The 15,711-nt window shown below is 68.2% G+C and carries 18 protein-coding genes; 6 read left to right on the top strand and 12 right to left on the bottom strand.

Annotation, left to right across the window (positions count from 1 at the left end; genetic code table 11):
- Positions 1–19 precede the first annotated feature (19 nt).
- Positions 20–565: a hypothetical protein gene (locus ABQE93_RS19470; RefSeq protein WP_448410025.1), complete on the top strand. Its 546-nt coding sequence runs from the start codon at positions 20–22 to the stop codon at positions 563–565.
- Between the two features lie 4 nt (positions 566–569).
- Here the strand turns inward: ABQE93_RS19470 and ABQE93_RS19465 are convergent, their stop codons facing one another.
- From ABQE93_RS19465 to ABQE93_RS19440, 6 genes are all read right to left on the bottom strand, one after another.
- On the bottom strand, positions 570–992 hold the full coding sequence (locus ABQE93_RS19465; protein ID WP_448410027.1) for a hypothetical protein: 423 nt from the start codon (positions 990–992) through the stop codon (positions 570–572).
- Between the two features lie 2 nt (positions 993–994).
- The gene (locus tag ABQE93_RS19460; RefSeq protein ID WP_448410028.1) at positions 995–3,217 is read right to left on the bottom strand and encodes a molybdopterin-dependent oxidoreductase; all 2,223 of its coding nucleotides are present in this window, start codon (positions 3,215–3,217) and stop codon (positions 995–997) included.
- On the bottom strand, positions 3,207–3,803 hold the full coding sequence (locus ABQE93_RS19455) for a TetR/AcrR family transcriptional regulator (protein ID WP_448410030.1): 597 nt from the start codon (positions 3,801–3,803) through the stop codon (positions 3,207–3,209). Before ABQE93_RS19455 ends, ABQE93_RS19460 begins: the two co-directional genes overlap by 11 nt.
- A gap of 150 nt (positions 3,804–3,953) precedes the next feature.
- Positions 3,954–5,087: a nitronate monooxygenase gene (locus ABQE93_RS19450; RefSeq protein ID WP_448410032.1), complete on the bottom strand. Its 1,134-nt coding sequence runs from the start codon at positions 5,085–5,087 to the stop codon at positions 3,954–3,956.
- A 101-nt stretch (positions 5,088–5,188) separates the two neighbouring features.
- Entirely contained in the window at positions 5,189–5,953 is a 765-nt protein-coding gene (locus ABQE93_RS19445; protein ID WP_448410033.1) for an HAD family hydrolase, read from the bottom strand.
- Positions 5,954–5,970: 17 nt separating this feature from the next.
- Positions 5,971–7,044: an NAD(P)H-dependent amine dehydrogenase family protein gene (locus tag ABQE93_RS19440; RefSeq protein ID WP_448410035.1), complete on the bottom strand. Its 1,074-nt coding sequence runs from the start codon at positions 7,042–7,044 to the stop codon at positions 5,971–5,973.
- Between the two features lie 67 nt (positions 7,045–7,111).
- Between ABQE93_RS19440 and ABQE93_RS19435 the strand changes: the two genes are divergently transcribed.
- A complete protein-coding gene (locus ABQE93_RS19435; RefSeq protein ID WP_448410036.1) occupies positions 7,112–7,861 on the top strand; it encodes a glucose 1-dehydrogenase in 750 nt (249 codons plus the stop codon).
- Between the two features lie 84 nt (positions 7,862–7,945).
- On the opposite strand, the gene ABQE93_RS19430 is transcribed toward ABQE93_RS19435, so the two are convergent.
- Entirely contained in the window at positions 7,946–8,332 is a 387-nt protein-coding gene (locus tag ABQE93_RS19430; protein WP_448393894.1) for a PaaI family thioesterase, read from the bottom strand.
- Between the two features lie 57 nt (positions 8,333–8,389).
- On the opposite strand from ABQE93_RS19430, the gene ABQE93_RS19425 reads away from it, so the two are divergent.
- Positions 8,390–9,661, top strand: coding sequence for a competence/damage-inducible protein A (locus ABQE93_RS19425; RefSeq protein ID WP_448410037.1), 1,272 nt, complete (start codon positions 8,390–8,392; stop codon positions 9,659–9,661).
- On the opposite strand, the gene ABQE93_RS19420 is transcribed toward ABQE93_RS19425, so the two are convergent.
- Positions 9,658–10,155 (bottom strand): macro domain-containing protein, encoded by a 498-nt coding sequence (locus tag ABQE93_RS19420; RefSeq protein WP_448410039.1) that lies wholly within the window; start codon positions 10,153–10,155, stop codon positions 9,658–9,660. The genes ABQE93_RS19425 and ABQE93_RS19420 overlap by 4 nt on opposite strands.
- Before the next feature lie 42 nt (positions 10,156–10,197).
- Between ABQE93_RS19420 and ABQE93_RS19415 the strand changes: the two genes are divergently transcribed.
- Entirely contained in the window at positions 10,198–10,422 is a 225-nt protein-coding gene (locus tag ABQE93_RS19415; protein ID WP_448393891.1) for a hypothetical protein, read from the top strand.
- Here the strand turns inward: ABQE93_RS19415 and ABQE93_RS19410 are convergent.
- The 3 genes from ABQE93_RS19410 to ABQE93_RS19400 are packed head-to-tail and all read right to left on the bottom strand — an operon-like array spanning position 10,419 to position 12,516.
- The gene (locus ABQE93_RS19410; protein WP_448410040.1) at positions 10,419–11,333 is read right to left on the bottom strand and encodes an alpha/beta fold hydrolase; all 915 of its coding nucleotides are present in this window, start codon (positions 11,331–11,333) and stop codon (positions 10,419–10,421) included. The genes ABQE93_RS19415 and ABQE93_RS19410 overlap by 4 nt on opposite strands.
- Positions 11,334–11,369: 36 nt before the next feature.
- Positions 11,370–12,218 carry a hypothetical protein gene (locus tag ABQE93_RS19405; protein WP_448410041.1) on the bottom strand — a complete coding sequence of 283 codons (849 nt, stop codon included), beginning with the start codon at positions 12,216–12,218 and terminating at the stop codon, positions 11,370–11,372.
- A gap of 58 nt (positions 12,219–12,276) precedes the next feature.
- Positions 12,277–12,516, bottom strand: coding sequence for a hypothetical protein (locus ABQE93_RS19400; RefSeq protein WP_448410042.1), 240 nt, complete (start codon positions 12,514–12,516; stop codon positions 12,277–12,279).
- 120 nt (positions 12,517–12,636) lie between these two features.
- Here ABQE93_RS19400 and ABQE93_RS19395 point away from each other — a divergent pair, with 120 nt between their 5' ends.
- On the top strand, positions 12,637–14,268 hold the full coding sequence (locus ABQE93_RS19395; RefSeq protein ID WP_448410043.1) for a fatty acid--CoA ligase: 1,632 nt from the start codon (positions 12,637–12,639) through the stop codon (positions 14,266–14,268).
- Positions 14,269–14,270: 2 nt separating this feature from the next.
- Here the strand turns inward: ABQE93_RS19395 and ABQE93_RS19390 are convergent, their stop codons facing one another.
- Entirely contained in the window at positions 14,271–15,131 is an 861-nt protein-coding gene (locus ABQE93_RS19390) for an oxygenase MpaB family protein (RefSeq protein ID WP_448410045.1), read from the bottom strand.
- A gap of 83 nt (positions 15,132–15,214) precedes the next feature.
- Here ABQE93_RS19390 and ABQE93_RS19385 point away from each other — a divergent pair.
- Positions 15,215–15,711: hypothetical protein (locus ABQE93_RS19385; RefSeq protein ID WP_448410047.1), on the top strand; the 497-nt coding region annotated here is incomplete at its 3' end.

The following is a 15,711-nucleotide window of genomic DNA, read 5'->3' as shown; positions in this document are numbered from 1 at the left end:
TAACCGGAAGGGGGCATGCGTGAGGTTGGACATCGACGCGAAGGCACTCGGGGTCACCGCGGGTTTCGGCCTGCTCTCGGCGCTGCTCATCGCGGCGCCGTCGGCGCTGGCCGCGCCCGTCTCGCCCACGCCGCCCGCCCCACCGCCGCCCGCACCGGTTGCCGCCCAGACGGTGCCCGTCCCGCCCGCACCGCCCACGCTCGCTGCGCCCGCGCCGACCACGCCGGCACCTGCCCCGCACACCCCGCCTGCGGATGGAGTCGTCGCCGCCGCCGCTGGCCCGGTGGAAGGTACGCCGCACCTGCCGAGCCCGCAGAACCTACCGCCCGACACCACGATGGCGCCGACCGACAGATCGCATAGCCGAGGGTTGACCTACCTGCGCGAGCTGTGGCATGCCGTGCGGACTCAGGAGGTCAGCGGCGAGGACGCCCTGCTGCTGCTGACGCAACGTCCGCTCGACCCGAACGCCACCCCGCCTCCCGGCTTGTCCGCGCACCCGAGCCCGCCGCAGCCTGCCCCGGCACCTCCGCCACCCGCACCCGCACCCGCGCCTGCACCCTGAGCGGTTAGCGACGGCTGGCGTGCTCCAGCAGCGAAGTCACCGTGCGCACATGCGTGTCTTTCACGGCCGCCCACAGCAGCCGGACGAACGGGTTTCCGAACCGCACAAAGCTCGCGAACGACAGGCCGTGCTCGGTGCGCCGCAACAACAGCTCGCCGGGCATTCCGATGCGCGATTCCCGGCCGAGCAACACGAAATCGGCTGTGCTGTCCTTGATCTGCCAGCCCAGTATCGACCCCTCGGAGTCGTCCGGAACGGCTTTGAGCCCTAACGACTTCCAGCCCGAAAGCAACTGCAGCCGCACCGCCGAGGGCGCCTCTTCGAGGATCACCCGCATCCATTGTTCGGCCGTGCGAGCCTGCGGCGATGCGACGTGGACGAAAAACGCGTCCTGGTAGTCGATTCGGGAAAGCGTGCTCGCGGTCATCGTCAGTTCTCCTGGAGCGCTTCGATGCGGGCCGGCACATGCTTGTGCCACGGTGTCGCGGAGAAGGCGTCACGCCACTCGGTGGATGTCAGCGCGTTCGGCGCGACGCCCGCGACATCGTTTCCGAAGTCCAGGCCGTAACCGTTGGGCAGCGACGCGTGCCCGGGCATCATGGCCTCGCTGATTTCGACGCTCGCCTCGGCGACGCCCGCGACGGTGGTGATGCGCGCGCGGCCGCCGTCGCTCAAACCGAGCGCCTCGGCATCTTCGACGCTTATCCGCAGCGCACCGTCACGATCGCGCTTGCGCCAGGACGGATCGCGCAGGATGTCGTTGGCGGTGTAGGCGCGGCGCTCACCCGCCGACAGCACGATCGGGAACTGCGCGCTGGTCAGCGCGGGCTTCGCCGCGGCGAGCCCGCGCATCTCGTCGAGCATCTCGGGCATGTGCAGAGCGATCTTGTGGTCGGCGTGGGTGATCAGCTCGAAGTCGTCGCCGTACTCATGCGCGGTGAACGTCAGCCCCGACGGGCTCGCCAGGATCGCGTCGAACAGTGCGTTGCCGTCGGCGTACCCGGCGCGGCGCACCGCATCCGGATAGGTCAACGCCACTTTCTGCGCCAATCCCCACAACGCCGCCGCGCTCTGAAGGCCGTCGGGCAGCGTGGGTCCCAGCGTCTCGTACAGCACGAAGGGCAGCACCTTACTCAGCATCGGCGAGGATGCGACCGCGGTGAAAAAGGCTCCGGCGAAGTCCACGCGGCTTTGTTTGGCCGCCGAGCGCAGCGGTGCCAGCTCGGCCTCGTCGACGACGTCGAGCCGGCGAATGAACCGCGCCCAGATCTCAGCCTCGGGCAGGGTGCCCGGCAATGGATCCATCAGCGGGTGGCGTAGGTGAAATGTGTTGTGCGGGAACTCGAAGTTGAAGAACGTCGCCTCGGCCTTCTCGAACTGGCTGGCAGCGGGCAACACGTAGTGGGCGAGCCGGGCCGTTTCGGTCATCGCGACGTCGATGACCACCAGCAGTTCCAGCGACCGGAACGCCTCGCGGCAGGCAGCGGAGTTCGCCAACGAGTGCGCCGGGTTGCTGCTTTCCACGATCATCGCCCGGAACCGGTCGGGGTGGTCGGTCAAGATCTCGTCGGGCACCACGTTTCCCGGCACCAGCCCACCGATGATCGGCGCGCCGGTAACGGGTGTCCGGCCGATCTGCGGCGCGTGGCGCAGCAGGGGACCGAACGTCGAATGCAGATGCTGCCCACCGCGCTTGCCGAAGTTTCCGGTCAGGATCGACAGCAGCTTGTCGAGGTAAGAGCACAACGTGCTGTTGGGCGCCTGTTGGACACCGAGGTCTTCGAACACCGCGACGCTTTCGGCGGTGCCGATCCGTCGTGCCGCCAGCCGGATCAGTTCGTCGTCCACGCCGCACCGCTGCGCGTAGTCGGCGACCGAGACGTCACGCAACACCTCGCGCACCGGTTCGACGCCGGTGACATGTTCGGCCAGAAAGGTCTCGTCGCAGAGGTTTTCCTGAACCAGCACGCCGGCCAGCGCGGCCAGGCACCAAGCGTCGGTTCCCGGCCGCACCCGCAGATGGAGGTCGGCCATCTTCGCGGTGTCGGTGAGCACCGGGTCGATGACGATCATCGAGCGGGCGGGGTCCTTGGCGATGTCGTTGAGCACGACGCGCGCCCGCGGGAAGCTTTGCGACATCCACGGGTTCTTGCCGACGAACACCGACACCTCGGCGTGTTCGAACTCGCCGCGGGTATGGCCGCCGTAGAGGTGCGCGTCGACCCATGCCTCACCGGTCTTCTCCTGCGCGAGCGCATTCGACCGGTACCGCGAGCCAAGCGCCTTGAGAAAGGCACCGCTGTAAGCGCCACCGAGGTGATTGCCCTGACCGCCGCCGCCGTAATAGAAGATCTTGTCGCCACCGTGGCTATCGGCGATGCTTTTGAACCCGTCGACTATCTCCGAAACTGCGGTGTCCCAGTCGATTTCCTCATAGCTACCGTCGGGCCGTCGCCGCATCGGCGACGTCAGCCGGCCTGGGCTGTTCTGGTAGTGGTCCAAGCGCAGCGCCTTGTTGCACGTGTAGCCGAGTGAGGCCGGGTGCGCCTTGTCGCCGCGGATCTTGGTCAGGTTGCGGCCGTCGAGCTGTACCACGATGCCGCAGTTGCATTCGCAGAGGATGCAGGCTGTCGGCTGCCAGTCACCGGTCATCTTCGGATTTCCTTTCCGGAATCGCCGCCTGCAGCAGCGCCCGCAGTTGGCCGTGGACCAGGTCGAGCGGTGTGACGTCGCGGGATGCGCGGGCCACGACGATCGCGCCTTCGAACGTGGTGATGACGAGCATCGCGAGCTCTTTCGCACGCTTGGCGGGCACGCCGTCGGCGACCAGCTGTGCTGCGATGAGGTCGGTCCAGCGAGCGAACGCCGCCGCCGCGCGCTCGATCACGGGCGCGGACTGCTCCTGCTTGGCGGGATCGCCGGCCTCGACGCTGACCGCGACGACGGGACAACCCGCCCGATAGTCGGTGTCGATGAGTTCCTTGCGGTAGTCGCCGATGAGCTGGTCGAGGATCTCGGCCCCGCTGCGGGCCTTTGCCATTCGCGCGGCGATGTGGTCGGCGGCGAAATCGATGGCTTCACAGAGCAGTTGAGTCCGGCCACCGGGGAAGTAGTGGTATGCCGAACCGCGTGGGGCGCCGCTGTGTGCGAGCACATCGGCGATGGCGGTCGGGTGGGCGCCGCGCTCCCGGATCAACAAGGCGGCCGAGACGACCATCCGCTCTCGAGGGCTGACCATGCGCGTCCGACCTTTCCGCCGCGATTATGTATGTCACCTTACATAATCGCGTGGCCGCGCACTAGACCAGATTCAGACGGTTTGTGGAGCCCGGCTTGCGGAGCCGTAGCCGCGCTCACCCGCGGCCACGGCTCCACAAGTCGCTAGCCCTCAGACAGAAGCGGCCTCGTTGAGTTCGTTGAGCCGGTTGGTGGCCTCGAGATACTCCTGAACCCAGCGCTCGATCACCGCGGCGGACTTCTCCACCTTGGTGAACTGGCCGACGACCTGACCGATCGGGTTGAACGCCACGTCGACGCTTTCGTTGGGGTACTTGTGGGTGGCCGCGACCGCCATGCCCGACACCATGTACTGCAGCGGCATTCCCAGCGGCTTGGGGTTGTCCGGGTTCTCCCAGGCCTCGGTCCACTCGTTGCGCAGCATCCGCGCGGGCTTGCCGGTGAACGAACGGCTGCGCACGGTGTCGCGGCTGGTGGCGTTGGCGTAGGCGGCGTGCTGCACCGGGGTGTGCTCGGACTCCTCGACCATCACCCACTGCGAGCCGGTCCATGCGCCCTGCGCGCCCATGGCGAGCGCAGCGGCGATCTGTTGGCCGCTGCCGATTCCGCCCGCCGCGAGCACCGGCACCGGCGCGACCTCCTTGACGACCTGGGGCCACAGCACGATCGAGCCGATCTCGCCGCAGTGACCGCCGGCCTCACCGCCCTGGGCGACGATGATGTCCACGCCGGCGTCCGCGTGCTTACGGGCCTGCGACGGCGAACCGCACAGCGCCGCGACCTTGCGGCCGGACTCGTGGATGTGCTTGATCATGTCGGCGGGCGGGGTGCCCAGCGCGTTGGCGATCAGCGTGCACTTGGGGTGCTGCAACGCCACCTCGACCTGCGGGGTGGCGGTCGCCTCGGTCCAGCCCAGCAGCTGCAGCGCGTCGTCGTCGCTGTGCTCGACGGGCACGCCGTGGTCGGCGAGGATCTTCTTGGCGAAGTCGATGTGCTCCTGGGGCACAAGGTCGTTCAGCGTCTTCTTCAGCACGTCGGGGTCGAGGTCGCTGGCGTCCATGCCCTCGTACTTGTTCGGGATGACGATGTCCACGCCGTAGGGGTGGTCGCCGATGTTCTCGTCGATCCACTTGCACTCGATCTCGAGCTGCTCGGGGGTGAACCCGACGGCACCGAGCACACCGAACCCGCCGGCCTTGCTCACGGCGACGACGACATCGCGGCAGTGGGTGAAGGCAAAGATCGGGAACTCGATGTTGAGTTCGTCGCAGATGGGGGTGTGCATGCCGGCTCCTCGATAGGACGCTGTCGCGAACTGAAACGTGTTCTAGTTTAGCGTAGTGGCTGCGTCAACCGCACACGTCGGGGCACCGCTGCGGACAGTGATCAGTCATAGCCGACGAGCCGGCGTAGCGACCGGCGCCGTCGCGGCGATCCGGCCACGCGCAGCACCGGCCAGCCGTGCTCGGCGGCGATTGCGGACAGCCGCGGCCGCGGGTTGACCGGCCGGGGGTGGCCGACCAGCACCATCAGCGCAGCGTCCTCGTCGCCGTCGGCGTAGAAGTAGCTGTGCTTCAGGTCGATCTCGTTTGACCCGCAGAAGCCCTGCACCGCAGTGGATTTCCGCCGCCCCCAGATGACGGGTTTGGCGATGCGCCCGGTGAGCAGACCGGCATCGTCGAGCTCGAAGCGGTTGCACAGCACATGGTCGATACCCAGGTAGCGGGCGACGGGTTCGGCGTGGATGGTCAGCGCCGAACTGCTCAGCACGACCGTGTGCCCGCGCTGCTGGTGGGCGACCACGATGTCGTGCATGACGGGAAACACCCGTGACAGCACGCGCTCGACGAACAGGCGCTCGCCGAGCACGTCGAGTTCGGCCAGCGATTCGCCGCGCAGATATCCGGCGGCCCGGGTGAGCAGGCGCTCGAACTGCATGCGCCCGAAGCGATATCGCAGTGAGGCCTCCACGACGCCGAGCACCTCGCCGATACGCGCCTGCCTGCGCCTGATGCGGTCGGCGGCGTGCGCGGTCGCGGTGAACCCGTCGACGAGCGTGCCGTCCAGGTCGAAGAACGCGCCGATGTGCGGTCCGGGCGGGCTTGCGGCGATTTCCGCGATCGGATCGGGTGCCACCGGGTGGGCGCTCATGTTGCGCTCCAGACTACTTAAGGGCGCAGCAGGCCCCTACCGGTCACGAGCGGCATGTCCAAGGTGGTCCGGATGCCGGGCGGCGCGGCGAGCACGTCGGGGATGGCGTTGACGATGCGTCCGGCCGCAGCGAGGATCGCCGCATAGTTGTGGTCGCCGTTGCGGCTGGTCGGGCAGATGTCCATGGTGTAGGACGGCTCGCCGACGATCTCCACGCGGTAGGAACCGCCGGGCTGGGCGGACTGCGCCCAGTCCGGGCGCAGGTCGGACCGCAACCGGGTGACGTGTTCGACGACGATCACCGGTTTGCCTTTGACCATGCCTTCGATCTGGAAGCGCAGCGCGGCCACGGTGCCCTTCTTGATGGTGCCGACGGCGACGTCGAAGTCCTCGGGCGCCGGTTCCTGTTCGACGGAGTCCTTGATCTCGTCGACCTCGACGCCGAGCCCGGCGGCCAGCTGCCGGATCGCGGTGCCCCAGGCGATGGACAGCACCCCGGGCTGAAACAGCAGCGGGAAGTCGCCGATCTGGTTGCCGAAGCCCATCACCTCGAACATCACCGTCGCGCCGTCGTAGCTGGCGTAGTCGGCGATCTCCATGGTGCGGATCTGCTCGATGCGCTGGCAGGTGCCCGCCAGCGCGAACGGCAGCAGGTCGGTCGCGAACCCGGGATCGACGCCGGTCATGAACACACTTGAATCACCTTGCCGCGCAGCGTCTTCGATGCGTTCGATGTACTTGTCGGGAATCACCTGCCACGGGTACTGCAACACCCCCGGCGCCGAACCGACCACATCGATGCCTGCGGCCAGGATCTGGCGGATGTCGGCCATGGCCTGGGGCAGGCGGGTGTCGCCCATCGCGCAGTACACGATGGCCTGCGGTTGTGCGGCGATGATCGCCTCGAGGTCGTTGACCGCGGTGACGCCGGTGGTGACGTCCAACCCGGCCAACTGCCCGGCGTCCTTGCCGACCTTGGCGTCCGAGGACACCCAGACGCCGGTGAGGTCGAAGCGCGGATCGTCGACGAGTTGCCTCAGCGCGAGGCTGCCACAGTTGCCGGTACCGATGAGGGCGACGCGGATGGCCATCTGTTTCCCTTCGCCGAACTGGAACAGGTTCTACTTGTAGCACGTGTGCCCTGTAGCCTGACCCCTCATGGGACGCGTGGACGGAAAAGTTGCACTTATCAGCGGTGGCGCGCGGGGGATGGGCGCCGCGCACGCCCGGATGCTCGTGGCCGAGGGCGCCAAGGTGGTCATCGGTGACATCCTCGACGGCGAGGGCAAGGCGCTGGCCGACGAACTCGGCGGGGCGTCGCGCTACGTGCATCTCGACGTCACCGACTACGACCAGTGGCAGGCCGCGGTGTCGACCGCGACCCAGGACTTCGGCACGCTCAACGTGCTGGTCAACAACGCCGGCATCGTGGCGCTGGGGCCGCTGAAGACGCTGGACGTGAAGAAGTGGCAGGACGTGCTCGACGTCAACCTGACCGGCACCATGCTCGGAATCAAGGCCGTGATCGATCCGATGACCAATGCCGGCGGCGGTTCCATCATCAACGTCTCGTCCATCGAGGGTCTGCGCGGCGCCGCCTGGGTGCACAGCTATGTCGCCTCCAAGTGGGCGGTGCGTGGGCTGACCAAGTCGGCGGCACTTGAACTGGCGCACAACAAGATCCGTGTCAACTCGATCCACCCGGGCTTCATCCGGACCCCAATGACCAAACACCTGCCCGATGACATGGTGCAGGCGCCGCTGGGCCGGCCGGGCACCGTCGACGAGGTGGCGACGTTCGTGCTGTTCCTGGCCAGCGACGAATCGTCGTTCGCGACCGGCGCGGAGTTCGTCATGGACGGCGGCCTGGTCGCCGACGTGCCGCACAAGGCGCTGCCGACGGGCTGACCTCGGCGCCGCCGAACGTGGGTTACCCGCACGGGTCGGGCGCCCCAAGCGTGCGTCGAGCACACACTCGGGCTGACCCGGCGTTCAGTCGACGGCGGCGAAGTTGACCGTCGCGGTGGCGCAGACCTGCTCGTCGTTGCCGCGGTAGATGTCGACCTGCACCACCACCGAACGCTTGCCGGTGCGCAGGATGCGCGCCACGGCGCGGGCCGGGCCGACCTTGATCGGCCGCAGATAGCGGATGAACAGGTCCGTGGTGGCGATGGCCAGCCCGAACGGGGTGGCCCGCGACGCGAGTTGGCCCGCGGTGACATCGGCCATCGTGGCGATCAGCCCGCCCTGCAACCCGCCCGCGGTGTTGACGGTGCGCTCGTCGACGGGCATCTCCATCACGACGGTGTCGTCGGACGACGGAACCTCGGTCAACCCGAGCTGATCGAACAGTTCGCGAAGCGACTTCGGCGCCGTCATGGGTAACGACATTACCGGCCTGCGGCGTCGCCGCCGCTGTGCGTAGTCTCGTAGCTCGTGAGCGCACGCGCGGGCATCGTCGTCACCGGGACCGAGGTCCTCACCGGCCGCATCCAGGACCGCAACGGCCCGTGGATCGCCGACCGTCTCCTCGAGCTCGGCGTCGAGCTGGCGCACATCACGATCTGCGGCGACCGCCCCGGCGACATCGAGGCCCAGTTGCGGTTCCTGGCCGGCGAAGGGGTGGACCTGATCGTGACGAGCGGCGGCCTCGGCCCGACCGCCGACGACATGACCGTCGCAACCGTGGCCCGGTTCTGCGGGCGCGAGCTCACGCTGGACAGCCGCGTCGAGGCGATGGTCGCCGATATCGTGGCGCGGCTCATGGTGCGCTTTCCCGACGTGAACGCCGAGGCGCTGCACGCGGCCAACCGCAAACAGGCCCTGATCCCCGAGGGTGCGCACGTCCTGGACCCGGTCGGCACCGCACCCGGTGTGGTGGTCCCCGGTAAGCCGACGGTCGTGGTGCTGCCCGGCCCGCCGCGCGAACTGCAGCCGATGTGGCGGGCCGCGGTGCAGACACCGGCTGTGCAGGAGGCGATCGCGGGCCGCACCACCTACCGCCAGGAAATGGTCCGGATGTTCGGGCTGCCCGAATCCGGGCTGGCCGAGACACTGCGCGAAGCCGAACAGCGCGTCGACGGATTTGACCGGCTCGAGATCACCACCTGCCTGCGCCGCGGCGAAATCGAAATCGTGACGCGCTATGAACCCGATGCGGCCGCGGCGTACGCGGACCTGATGGCGCTGCTGCGGCAACGCCACGGCCACGAGATCTTCTCCGAAGACGGCTCCAGCGTGGACGAGCAGGTCGCGGACCTGCTGGCCGGGCGCTGGCTGGCCACCGCGGAATCGTGCACGGCCGGTCTGCTGGCGGCTCGCCTCACCGATCGGCCCGGCTCGTCGGCGTACGTCGCGGGCGGCGTGGTGTCCTACTCCAACCAGGCCAAGTCGGAGCTTCTCGGCGTCGACCCGGCGTTGATCGAAACCCACGGTGCGGTGTCGGAGCCGGTGGCAGAAGCCATGGCCGACGGCGCATTGCACCGCTTCAGCGCGGACACCGCCGTCGCGATCACCGGGATCGCCGGACCGGACGGCGGCACCGCCGAAAAGCCGGTGGGCACAGTGTGTTTCAGCCTCAAGACGCGTGACGGCCGCACCGTGACACGCACCTTGCAGCTGCCGGGGGACCGCGCGGATGTCCGCGAACGGTCGACCACCGTCGCCATGCATCTGTTGCGCCGCACATTGAGCAGCGACGCGGTTTAGCCGCGTCGCGCCTCGGTCGCGAACGCCTGTTCGGCGGCGTCGCCGTGGACGGCGAACACGACGCGCTGCAGGCTCTTCGGCTCGTGGCGACGCACGACGCCGACCATCAGCCGCGCGGCCTCCTCGAGCGGGAACCCGCCGACGCCGGTCCCGAAGGCCACCAAAGCCAAAGAGCGGCACCCGAGTTCGTCGGCCTTGGCCAGCGCGGAGCCGGTGGCGCGTTCGATGATCTCGGCGGAGGTCGGCCCGCCGAGCTCCATCGTCGCGGCGTGGATGACGTAGCGGGCGGGCATGTCGCCAGCGGTGGTTTCGACCGACTCACCGAGTCCGATCGGCGCCTTCTGCCGCGATTCCCGCTGCAGTTCGTCGCCGCCGGCGCGGGCGATGGCGGCGGCCACCCCGCCGCCGTGCCGGAGCTCGGTGTTGGCCGCGTTGGTGATCGCGTCCACGTCGAGTTTGGTCACATCGGCCTGAAGCACCTCGAGTTCAATCATGCGGGTATCGTCTCTCGCCGGGCGACACAGGAGGAATACCTAATGACGACAATCGTCGAACGAGGGGAGCTGTCCGAGTTCGCCACGGAGGCCGGATGGCACCGCAGGGACTCGGACCGGGTCGACTACTACACCCGCAGCCCGGTGCGCGTGCACGTGATCTGGCAGGGCGACGACGCGATCAGCGGCGGCGCGCTGTATCAGGACGATGTCCTGATGGCCTACTCCCGCGACCTCAAAACCGTCGTGGGCTGGCTGAAACGCTAAGCCGCGTACTCGTCCCAGACCTTCATCATGGTCTGCAGGATCTCCTCGGCGCGGCCGAGACCGGCGAGGTGGCTCTCACCGGGCATCGGGTAGAGCTCGGCGTCGGCCAACCGCGACACCACGTGCTGACCGTGGGCGTACGGGACGATGTGGTCGGCGTCGCCGTGCCACCAACGCACCGGCACGTTGATATCGGCGAGTGTGAAGCCCCAGTACCGGGAGAACGTGACGATGTCGGAGAACGGGGCGGCCATCTGCTTGCGGCTGCCGTAGAGGATGTCGTCGAGGAACATCGCCTTGACCTCGGGGCGGGCCAGCAGCCGCCGGTCGGCCTCCGGTGACACCCGGCCGTACAGGTCGGCGACGGGCTCGGCGACCGGCTTGATCACCCGGATCAGCGCACTGGCCACCGCGCCGATCGGGGCGCCGGCGATCTGCAGCAGCGGCGCCACGCGAGTGCCGACGTTGCCCATCAAGCCACCGGAGATGGCGTCGACGCCCACTGTCGGGGCCACACCGCCGATGACACCGGCGGCCACGACGCGGTCCGGCAACGCCGCCGCGGCACCCAGCGTGTAGGGGCCGCCGCCGGACAAGCCGATCACGATCATTTTGTCGATGCCGAGTGTGTCGGCGATGATGCGCAGATCATCTGCGACGGCGATCACGCAGTCGTACTGGTGCGGGGTGGACGAGCCGATGCCGGGCCGATCAAGGCCGATCAGCCGGATCGCTTCGCGCTCCGCGTAGACCCGGGCCTCCATCGGGATCTGCCGACGCGCGCCGGGGGTTCCGTGCAGCCAGAAGACGGGGCGGCCCCGTGGATCGCCGAACTCGGCGAACCCGATGCGCCGGTTGTCACCGACGGCGATGCTGCCCTCGAGCTTGGGACGGGCGATTGCGACAGCCATACCGAAAGTGTCTCACGGCCCACAGGTGGCCTGCGGCTACACCACCCGGAACTGATAGGAGCCCACGGTGGTGAGCCGGTCCTCGAACCCTTCGTCGTACATGTGCACACGCACGGCGACCATGCCGTCACGGCCGGATATGGGTTCGGTCTCCAGCCGGAACGGGCCGGCTTTTCCGCGGGCCATGAACATGACGTGGTTCGACACGCCCTGGATTCGGTCGGTGCCCGCGAACGTCGCCGCCGCGTCGATGGCGGCCGTCTCGAGCATGACGAACTGCGGACCGATGTGCAGGGCTGCGTCCGGCGATGCGACCTCGACGGCGAGTTCGGGCAGCCCCCAGTAGCCGTCGTCCCTGCGGAACCCGCCGAAGACCTGCCACAGCGGCGGCAGGTCGGGGGAGTCGACGACCTCCAGTGGGTTGGCCTCCATCTTCTCCAGGCCTTCGGGCGGTGTGCCGATGCTGACGCCCTGGCCTTCGATGAGCGCGAGCACCCGGTCGGGGTTTTCCGCGTCGACGATCTTGGCGCGGCTGTAGCCCATCTGGCGGCCGCGGCGCAGTTCCTCGGAGATGATCTCGATGCGCGCGACGTCACGGCCGGGGTCGAGGATCTGACACGAATGGATGACCGGGTTGGGCACCGCCTCCAGATCCGACATGTGCCCGCTCTCCGGCGCCGAGATGCCCAGCACCGCGAACAGCAGCCCGCCCGTGGTGTTGCGCATGTCGCGGCGCAGCGGAACGGTGTTGTCCTTGGGGCCGAGATCCATTTGCGCGTAGCGGCGCCCGATGTAGCGGTAGCTCAGCAGGCCGCCCCAGCGACGACGCAGTTCGGCGGCGTACTCTTGCGGCGAATCGGTCAGCTCACGGATGTCTCGCAGCATGGCTCTCCCATCGGTGTCGACGTGCTGAGCTAATCATGTGCGCGGCGCACCGGCGCGGCTACCAGAAGTGCCGAGGCGACCTGCCCATCTGATATCCGGCGGGGAACGACATCTCGATCACCCGAAACTGCTCGTCGGCCTTGGATTCCAGTTCCAGCACCACACAGCCTTCGCCGAGGACCTTGGATTCCAACACCTTGTAATGCTGACCGCCACCGTTGACGTCGGTGATGGGGTCCCCTGGGCGCAGTGCCTCGACCGGGATCAGGTCGGGGGCTTTTCCGGGGTGTGCTTCCACGCCTGAAACGGTAGGGGAAACCGGCGCGGTGATACGCCTTTTTCCGTTTCCCGCCGCACGGCTGCGGCATCGACCATCATGGCGCTCATCGGGCGCCGGCACCTGCTTTGGGAGTGGTTCATGGACAGTACGATGCAAGACTTTCCGTTGACGGTTACCGGGATTCTGCGGCACGGAACCGGGTTCTACTCGGGCCGCAAGGTCATTACGGCGACCTCTGACGGTCACCGTGAGATCAGCTTCGGTGAGCTGGGGACGCGGGTGGCCCAGCTCGCCCACGGGCTGCGGGAACTGGGCGTCACGCCCGGCCAGCGGGTGGCGACGTTTCAGTGGAACAACCAGGAACACCTCGAGGCGTACTTCGCCGCACCGTGTATGGGCGCGGTGCTGCACACGCTCAACATCCGCCTGACGGCTGACCAGCTGACGTTCATCGCCAACCAGGCCGAGGATTCGGTTGTCCTGGTTGATATGTCGCTGGCCCCGTTGCTCGCGCCCATGTTGCCGGAGATGACCTCGGTGCACACCGTGGTGGCCGTGGGCGAGGGCGATCTGGGCCCGCTCGAGGAGTCCGGCCGCAACGTGGTCCGCTACGACGACCTGATCGAGGGCCGGCCGATCACCTACGACTGGCCCGACCTCGACGAGAAGAGCGCTGCCGCAATGTGTTACACCAGCGGCACCACCGGAAAGCCGAAAGGCGTGGTGTACAGCCACCGCTCGAGCTATCTGCATTCGATGGCGGTATGTGCGGCCAACGCGGTCGGTCTGGCCGACGGGGACCGGGTGCTGCCGGTGGTACCGATGTTCCACGCCAACGCGTGGGGGCAGCCGTATGCAGCGGTGATGGCGGGCGCCGACCTGCTGCTGCCCGACCGGTTTCTGCAGGCCGCTCCGTTGGTCGACACGATCGAACGCCACCGCCCGACGGTCTCGGCCGCCGTTCCGACCATCTGGAACGACGTGCTGCAGTACCTGCACGCCAACCCCGGCCGTGACATCTCGTCGCTGCGACTGGTCGTCTGCGGGGGTTCGGCGGTTCCGCTCGGGATGATGAAGGAGTACCAGGAGCACTACGGCGTGATGATCCGCCAGGGCTGGGGTATGACCGAGACGTCACCGTTGGCGGCGATCGCCACCCCGCCGCCGGAGGTCACCGGAGCCGACCACTGGGCGTTGCGCGCCTCGGCGGGCCGGGTGATGTGTGGGGTGGAGACCCGTCTGGTCGACGACGACGGCAACGTGTTGCCCAACGACGGAAAGGCCGTCGGGGAGATCGAGATCCGCGGACCGTGGATCACCGGCTCCTATTACCTCAATGCCGATCCGGAGAAGTTCGACGACGGCTGGTTGCGCACCGGAGACGTCGGCCGCATCGACCCGCAGGGCTTCATCACCCTCACCGACCGCGCCAAGGACGTCATCAAGTCCGGCGGGGAGTGGATCTCTTCGGTGGAGCTGGAGTTGCGCATCGCCGATCATCCGGCCGTGCGGGAGGCGGCCGTGGTGGCGGTGCCCGACGAGCGGTGGCAGGAACGCCCGCTGGCGGCGGTCGTCGTCCAGGAGGGCGCCTCGATCACACCCCAGGAGCTGCGAAACCATCTGTGCGATCAGGTCGCCCGGTTCTGGTTACCGGAGTGGTGGACCTTCATCGACGAGGTCCCCAAGACCAGCGTCGGCAAGTTCGACAAGAAGCAGATCCGGTCGCGCTACGCCGACGGCGGTTACGACGTCGTCGAGTGCCGGGAATAGCGTCAGCGGGAGGCGCTGAGCGCCCAGCGGATACCGCCGACCAGGACGCGACCGGACATCCGGATCACGGTCGACTCGATCGGCGGAAAGTAGGGCAGCAGCAACGGCTTACGGGCCCAGCCCGGCAGCATCGACACCGACGTCGCGGCCAATACGCCGTAGGGTGCGCGCGCCACGAGCGGTAGCGGGGGAGTCAGCAGCAAAAACCGGGCGGCTTCGCGGGCGGCGGCGGTGCCGCGCAACTCGGGTCGGTAATCCTGGATCCGTTGGGCCAGTTGGCGTTCGGTGCGTGGCGGGTCGGGCACCCCGAGTGCTTCGGCGACGCGCGCGGTGTCGGCCACATAGTCGTCGCGGCCGCGTTGGTCGAGCGGCGCCGCACCATAGAGTTGGTGGGCGAGCAGAAAGCTGTCCGTCTCGGCGATGTGCACCCACTCCAGCAGGTGTGGGTCGACGGCGTGATACGTCCGCCCGTCGGGTGCGGTGCCGCGCACCCGCTGATGGATGCCGCGCACGCGATCCACCGCGCGCTGGGCGTCGGCGGCGGGACCGAACGTGGTGACGGCGAGAAACGTGCTGGTTCGCTGCAGGCGGCCCCACGGGTCGGCCCGGTAGTCGGAGTGGTCGGCGACACCCGCCATCGCCAGCGGATGCAGCGACTGCAGAAGAAGTGCCCGCAATCCGCCGACGAACATCGACGCGTCGGCGTGCACACGTCGGATCGGGCGGTCCTGGTCGAACCAGCGCGGGCCTGGGGTGTCGTGGATTTGTGCCCGGTTGGCTGGGCCTTCGGGGCCGGCGACCATGCTGAACAGACTGCGTCCCAGGTTCTCCCGCACGCCGTCTAGGACCGGCACCACCGACATGGGTCCAACACTACTGACGGCGCCAACGCGCTACTGCACGCGAAGCGGTGTCGGCGGCCGCGCGGGTGGTTTAACGTAATGACGTGCGGAAATTGACTCGGGTTGTGACCATGGCGACGGCAGCTGTAGTCGCGGCGCCGCTGACGCCGGCACTGACGACTGGTGCCGGCACGGCGGGGGCTTCCGACAGCACCTTCATGCCGTTCTCCCAGGTGCTGCGTCGCTGCGACTTCAGCGAAACGAATTACAACGGCCCGACGGGCCAGGGCAGACCCACCGCCAATGTCCGTTCGGACGGGTCCGGGGTGACCGCTGACGTCCAGTTGGTGGTGGCGATCCCCAACACTGCCTACCAGGTCCGGCTGATCCAGACGCCCCGGCCGTCGTCGGCGCCGTGCTGGGGTAACGATCCCGGCGTCGCACAGGCCACCTTGCACACCGACGGGGTGGGCGCTGGCGCGGTGACGCTGTCGGATGCGATCGAACCGGGCGCCACCGGCGTGTGGGTGTTCGTCACCCGCCCGGACGCCTTTTCCCAGACCCCCGCCGAGTTCTACACCACCGATCTGATCGCCGACAT

The organism is Mycolicibacterium sp. XJ662 (assembly GCF_053484035.1).
This window is presented reverse-complemented; position numbering and strand designations above follow the sequence as displayed.

What these genes read in the sequence shown, in the direction of transcription:
- ABQE93_RS19465 (WP_448410027.1), bottom strand. Translation starts at nt 992, where the DNA reads ATGACCGCGAGCACGCTTTCCCGAATCGACTACCAGGACGCGTTTTTC.
- ABQE93_RS19460 (WP_448410028.1), bottom strand. Translation starts at nt 3,217, where the DNA reads ATGACCGGTGACTGGCAGCCGACAGCCTGCATCCTCTGCGAATGCAAC.
- ABQE93_RS19455 (WP_448410030.1), bottom strand. Translation starts at nt 3,803, where the DNA reads ATGGTCAGCCCTCGAGAGCGGATGGTCGTCTCGGCCGCCTTGTTGATC.
- ABQE93_RS19450 (WP_448410032.1), bottom strand. Translation starts at nt 5,087, where the DNA reads ATGCACACCCCCATCTGCGACGAACTCAACATCGAGTTCCCGATCTTT.
- ABQE93_RS19445 (WP_448410033.1), bottom strand. Translation starts at nt 5,953, where the DNA reads ATGAGCGCCCACCCGGTGGCACCCGATCCGATCGCGGAAATCGCCGCA.
- ABQE93_RS19440 (WP_448410035.1), bottom strand. Translation starts at nt 7,044, where the DNA reads ATGGCCATCCGCGTCGCCCTCATCGGTACCGGCAACTGTGGCAGCCTC.
- ABQE93_RS19435 (WP_448410036.1), top strand. Translation starts at nt 7,112, where the DNA reads ATGGGACGCGTGGACGGAAAAGTTGCACTTATCAGCGGTGGCGCGCGG.
- ABQE93_RS19430 (WP_448393894.1), bottom strand. Translation starts at nt 8,332, where the DNA reads ATGACGGCGCCGAAGTCGCTTCGCGAACTGTTCGATCAGCTCGGGTTG.
- ABQE93_RS19420 (WP_448410039.1), bottom strand. Translation starts at nt 10,155, where the DNA reads ATGATTGAACTCGAGGTGCTTCAGGCCGATGTGACCAAACTCGACGTG.
- ABQE93_RS19415 (WP_448393891.1), top strand. Translation starts at nt 10,198, where the DNA reads ATGACGACAATCGTCGAACGAGGGGAGCTGTCCGAGTTCGCCACGGAG.
- ABQE93_RS19410 (WP_448410040.1), bottom strand. Translation starts at nt 11,333, where the DNA reads ATGGCTGTCGCAATCGCCCGTCCCAAGCTCGAGGGCAGCATCGCCGTC.
- ABQE93_RS19405 (WP_448410041.1), bottom strand. Translation starts at nt 12,218, where the DNA reads ATGCTGCGAGACATCCGTGAGCTGACCGATTCGCCGCAAGAGTACGCC.
- ABQE93_RS19395 (WP_448410043.1), top strand. Translation starts at nt 12,637, where the DNA reads ATGGACAGTACGATGCAAGACTTTCCGTTGACGGTTACCGGGATTCTG.
- ABQE93_RS19390 (WP_448410045.1), bottom strand. Translation starts at nt 15,131, where the DNA reads ATGTCGGTGGTGCCGGTCCTAGACGGCGTGCGGGAGAACCTGGGACGC.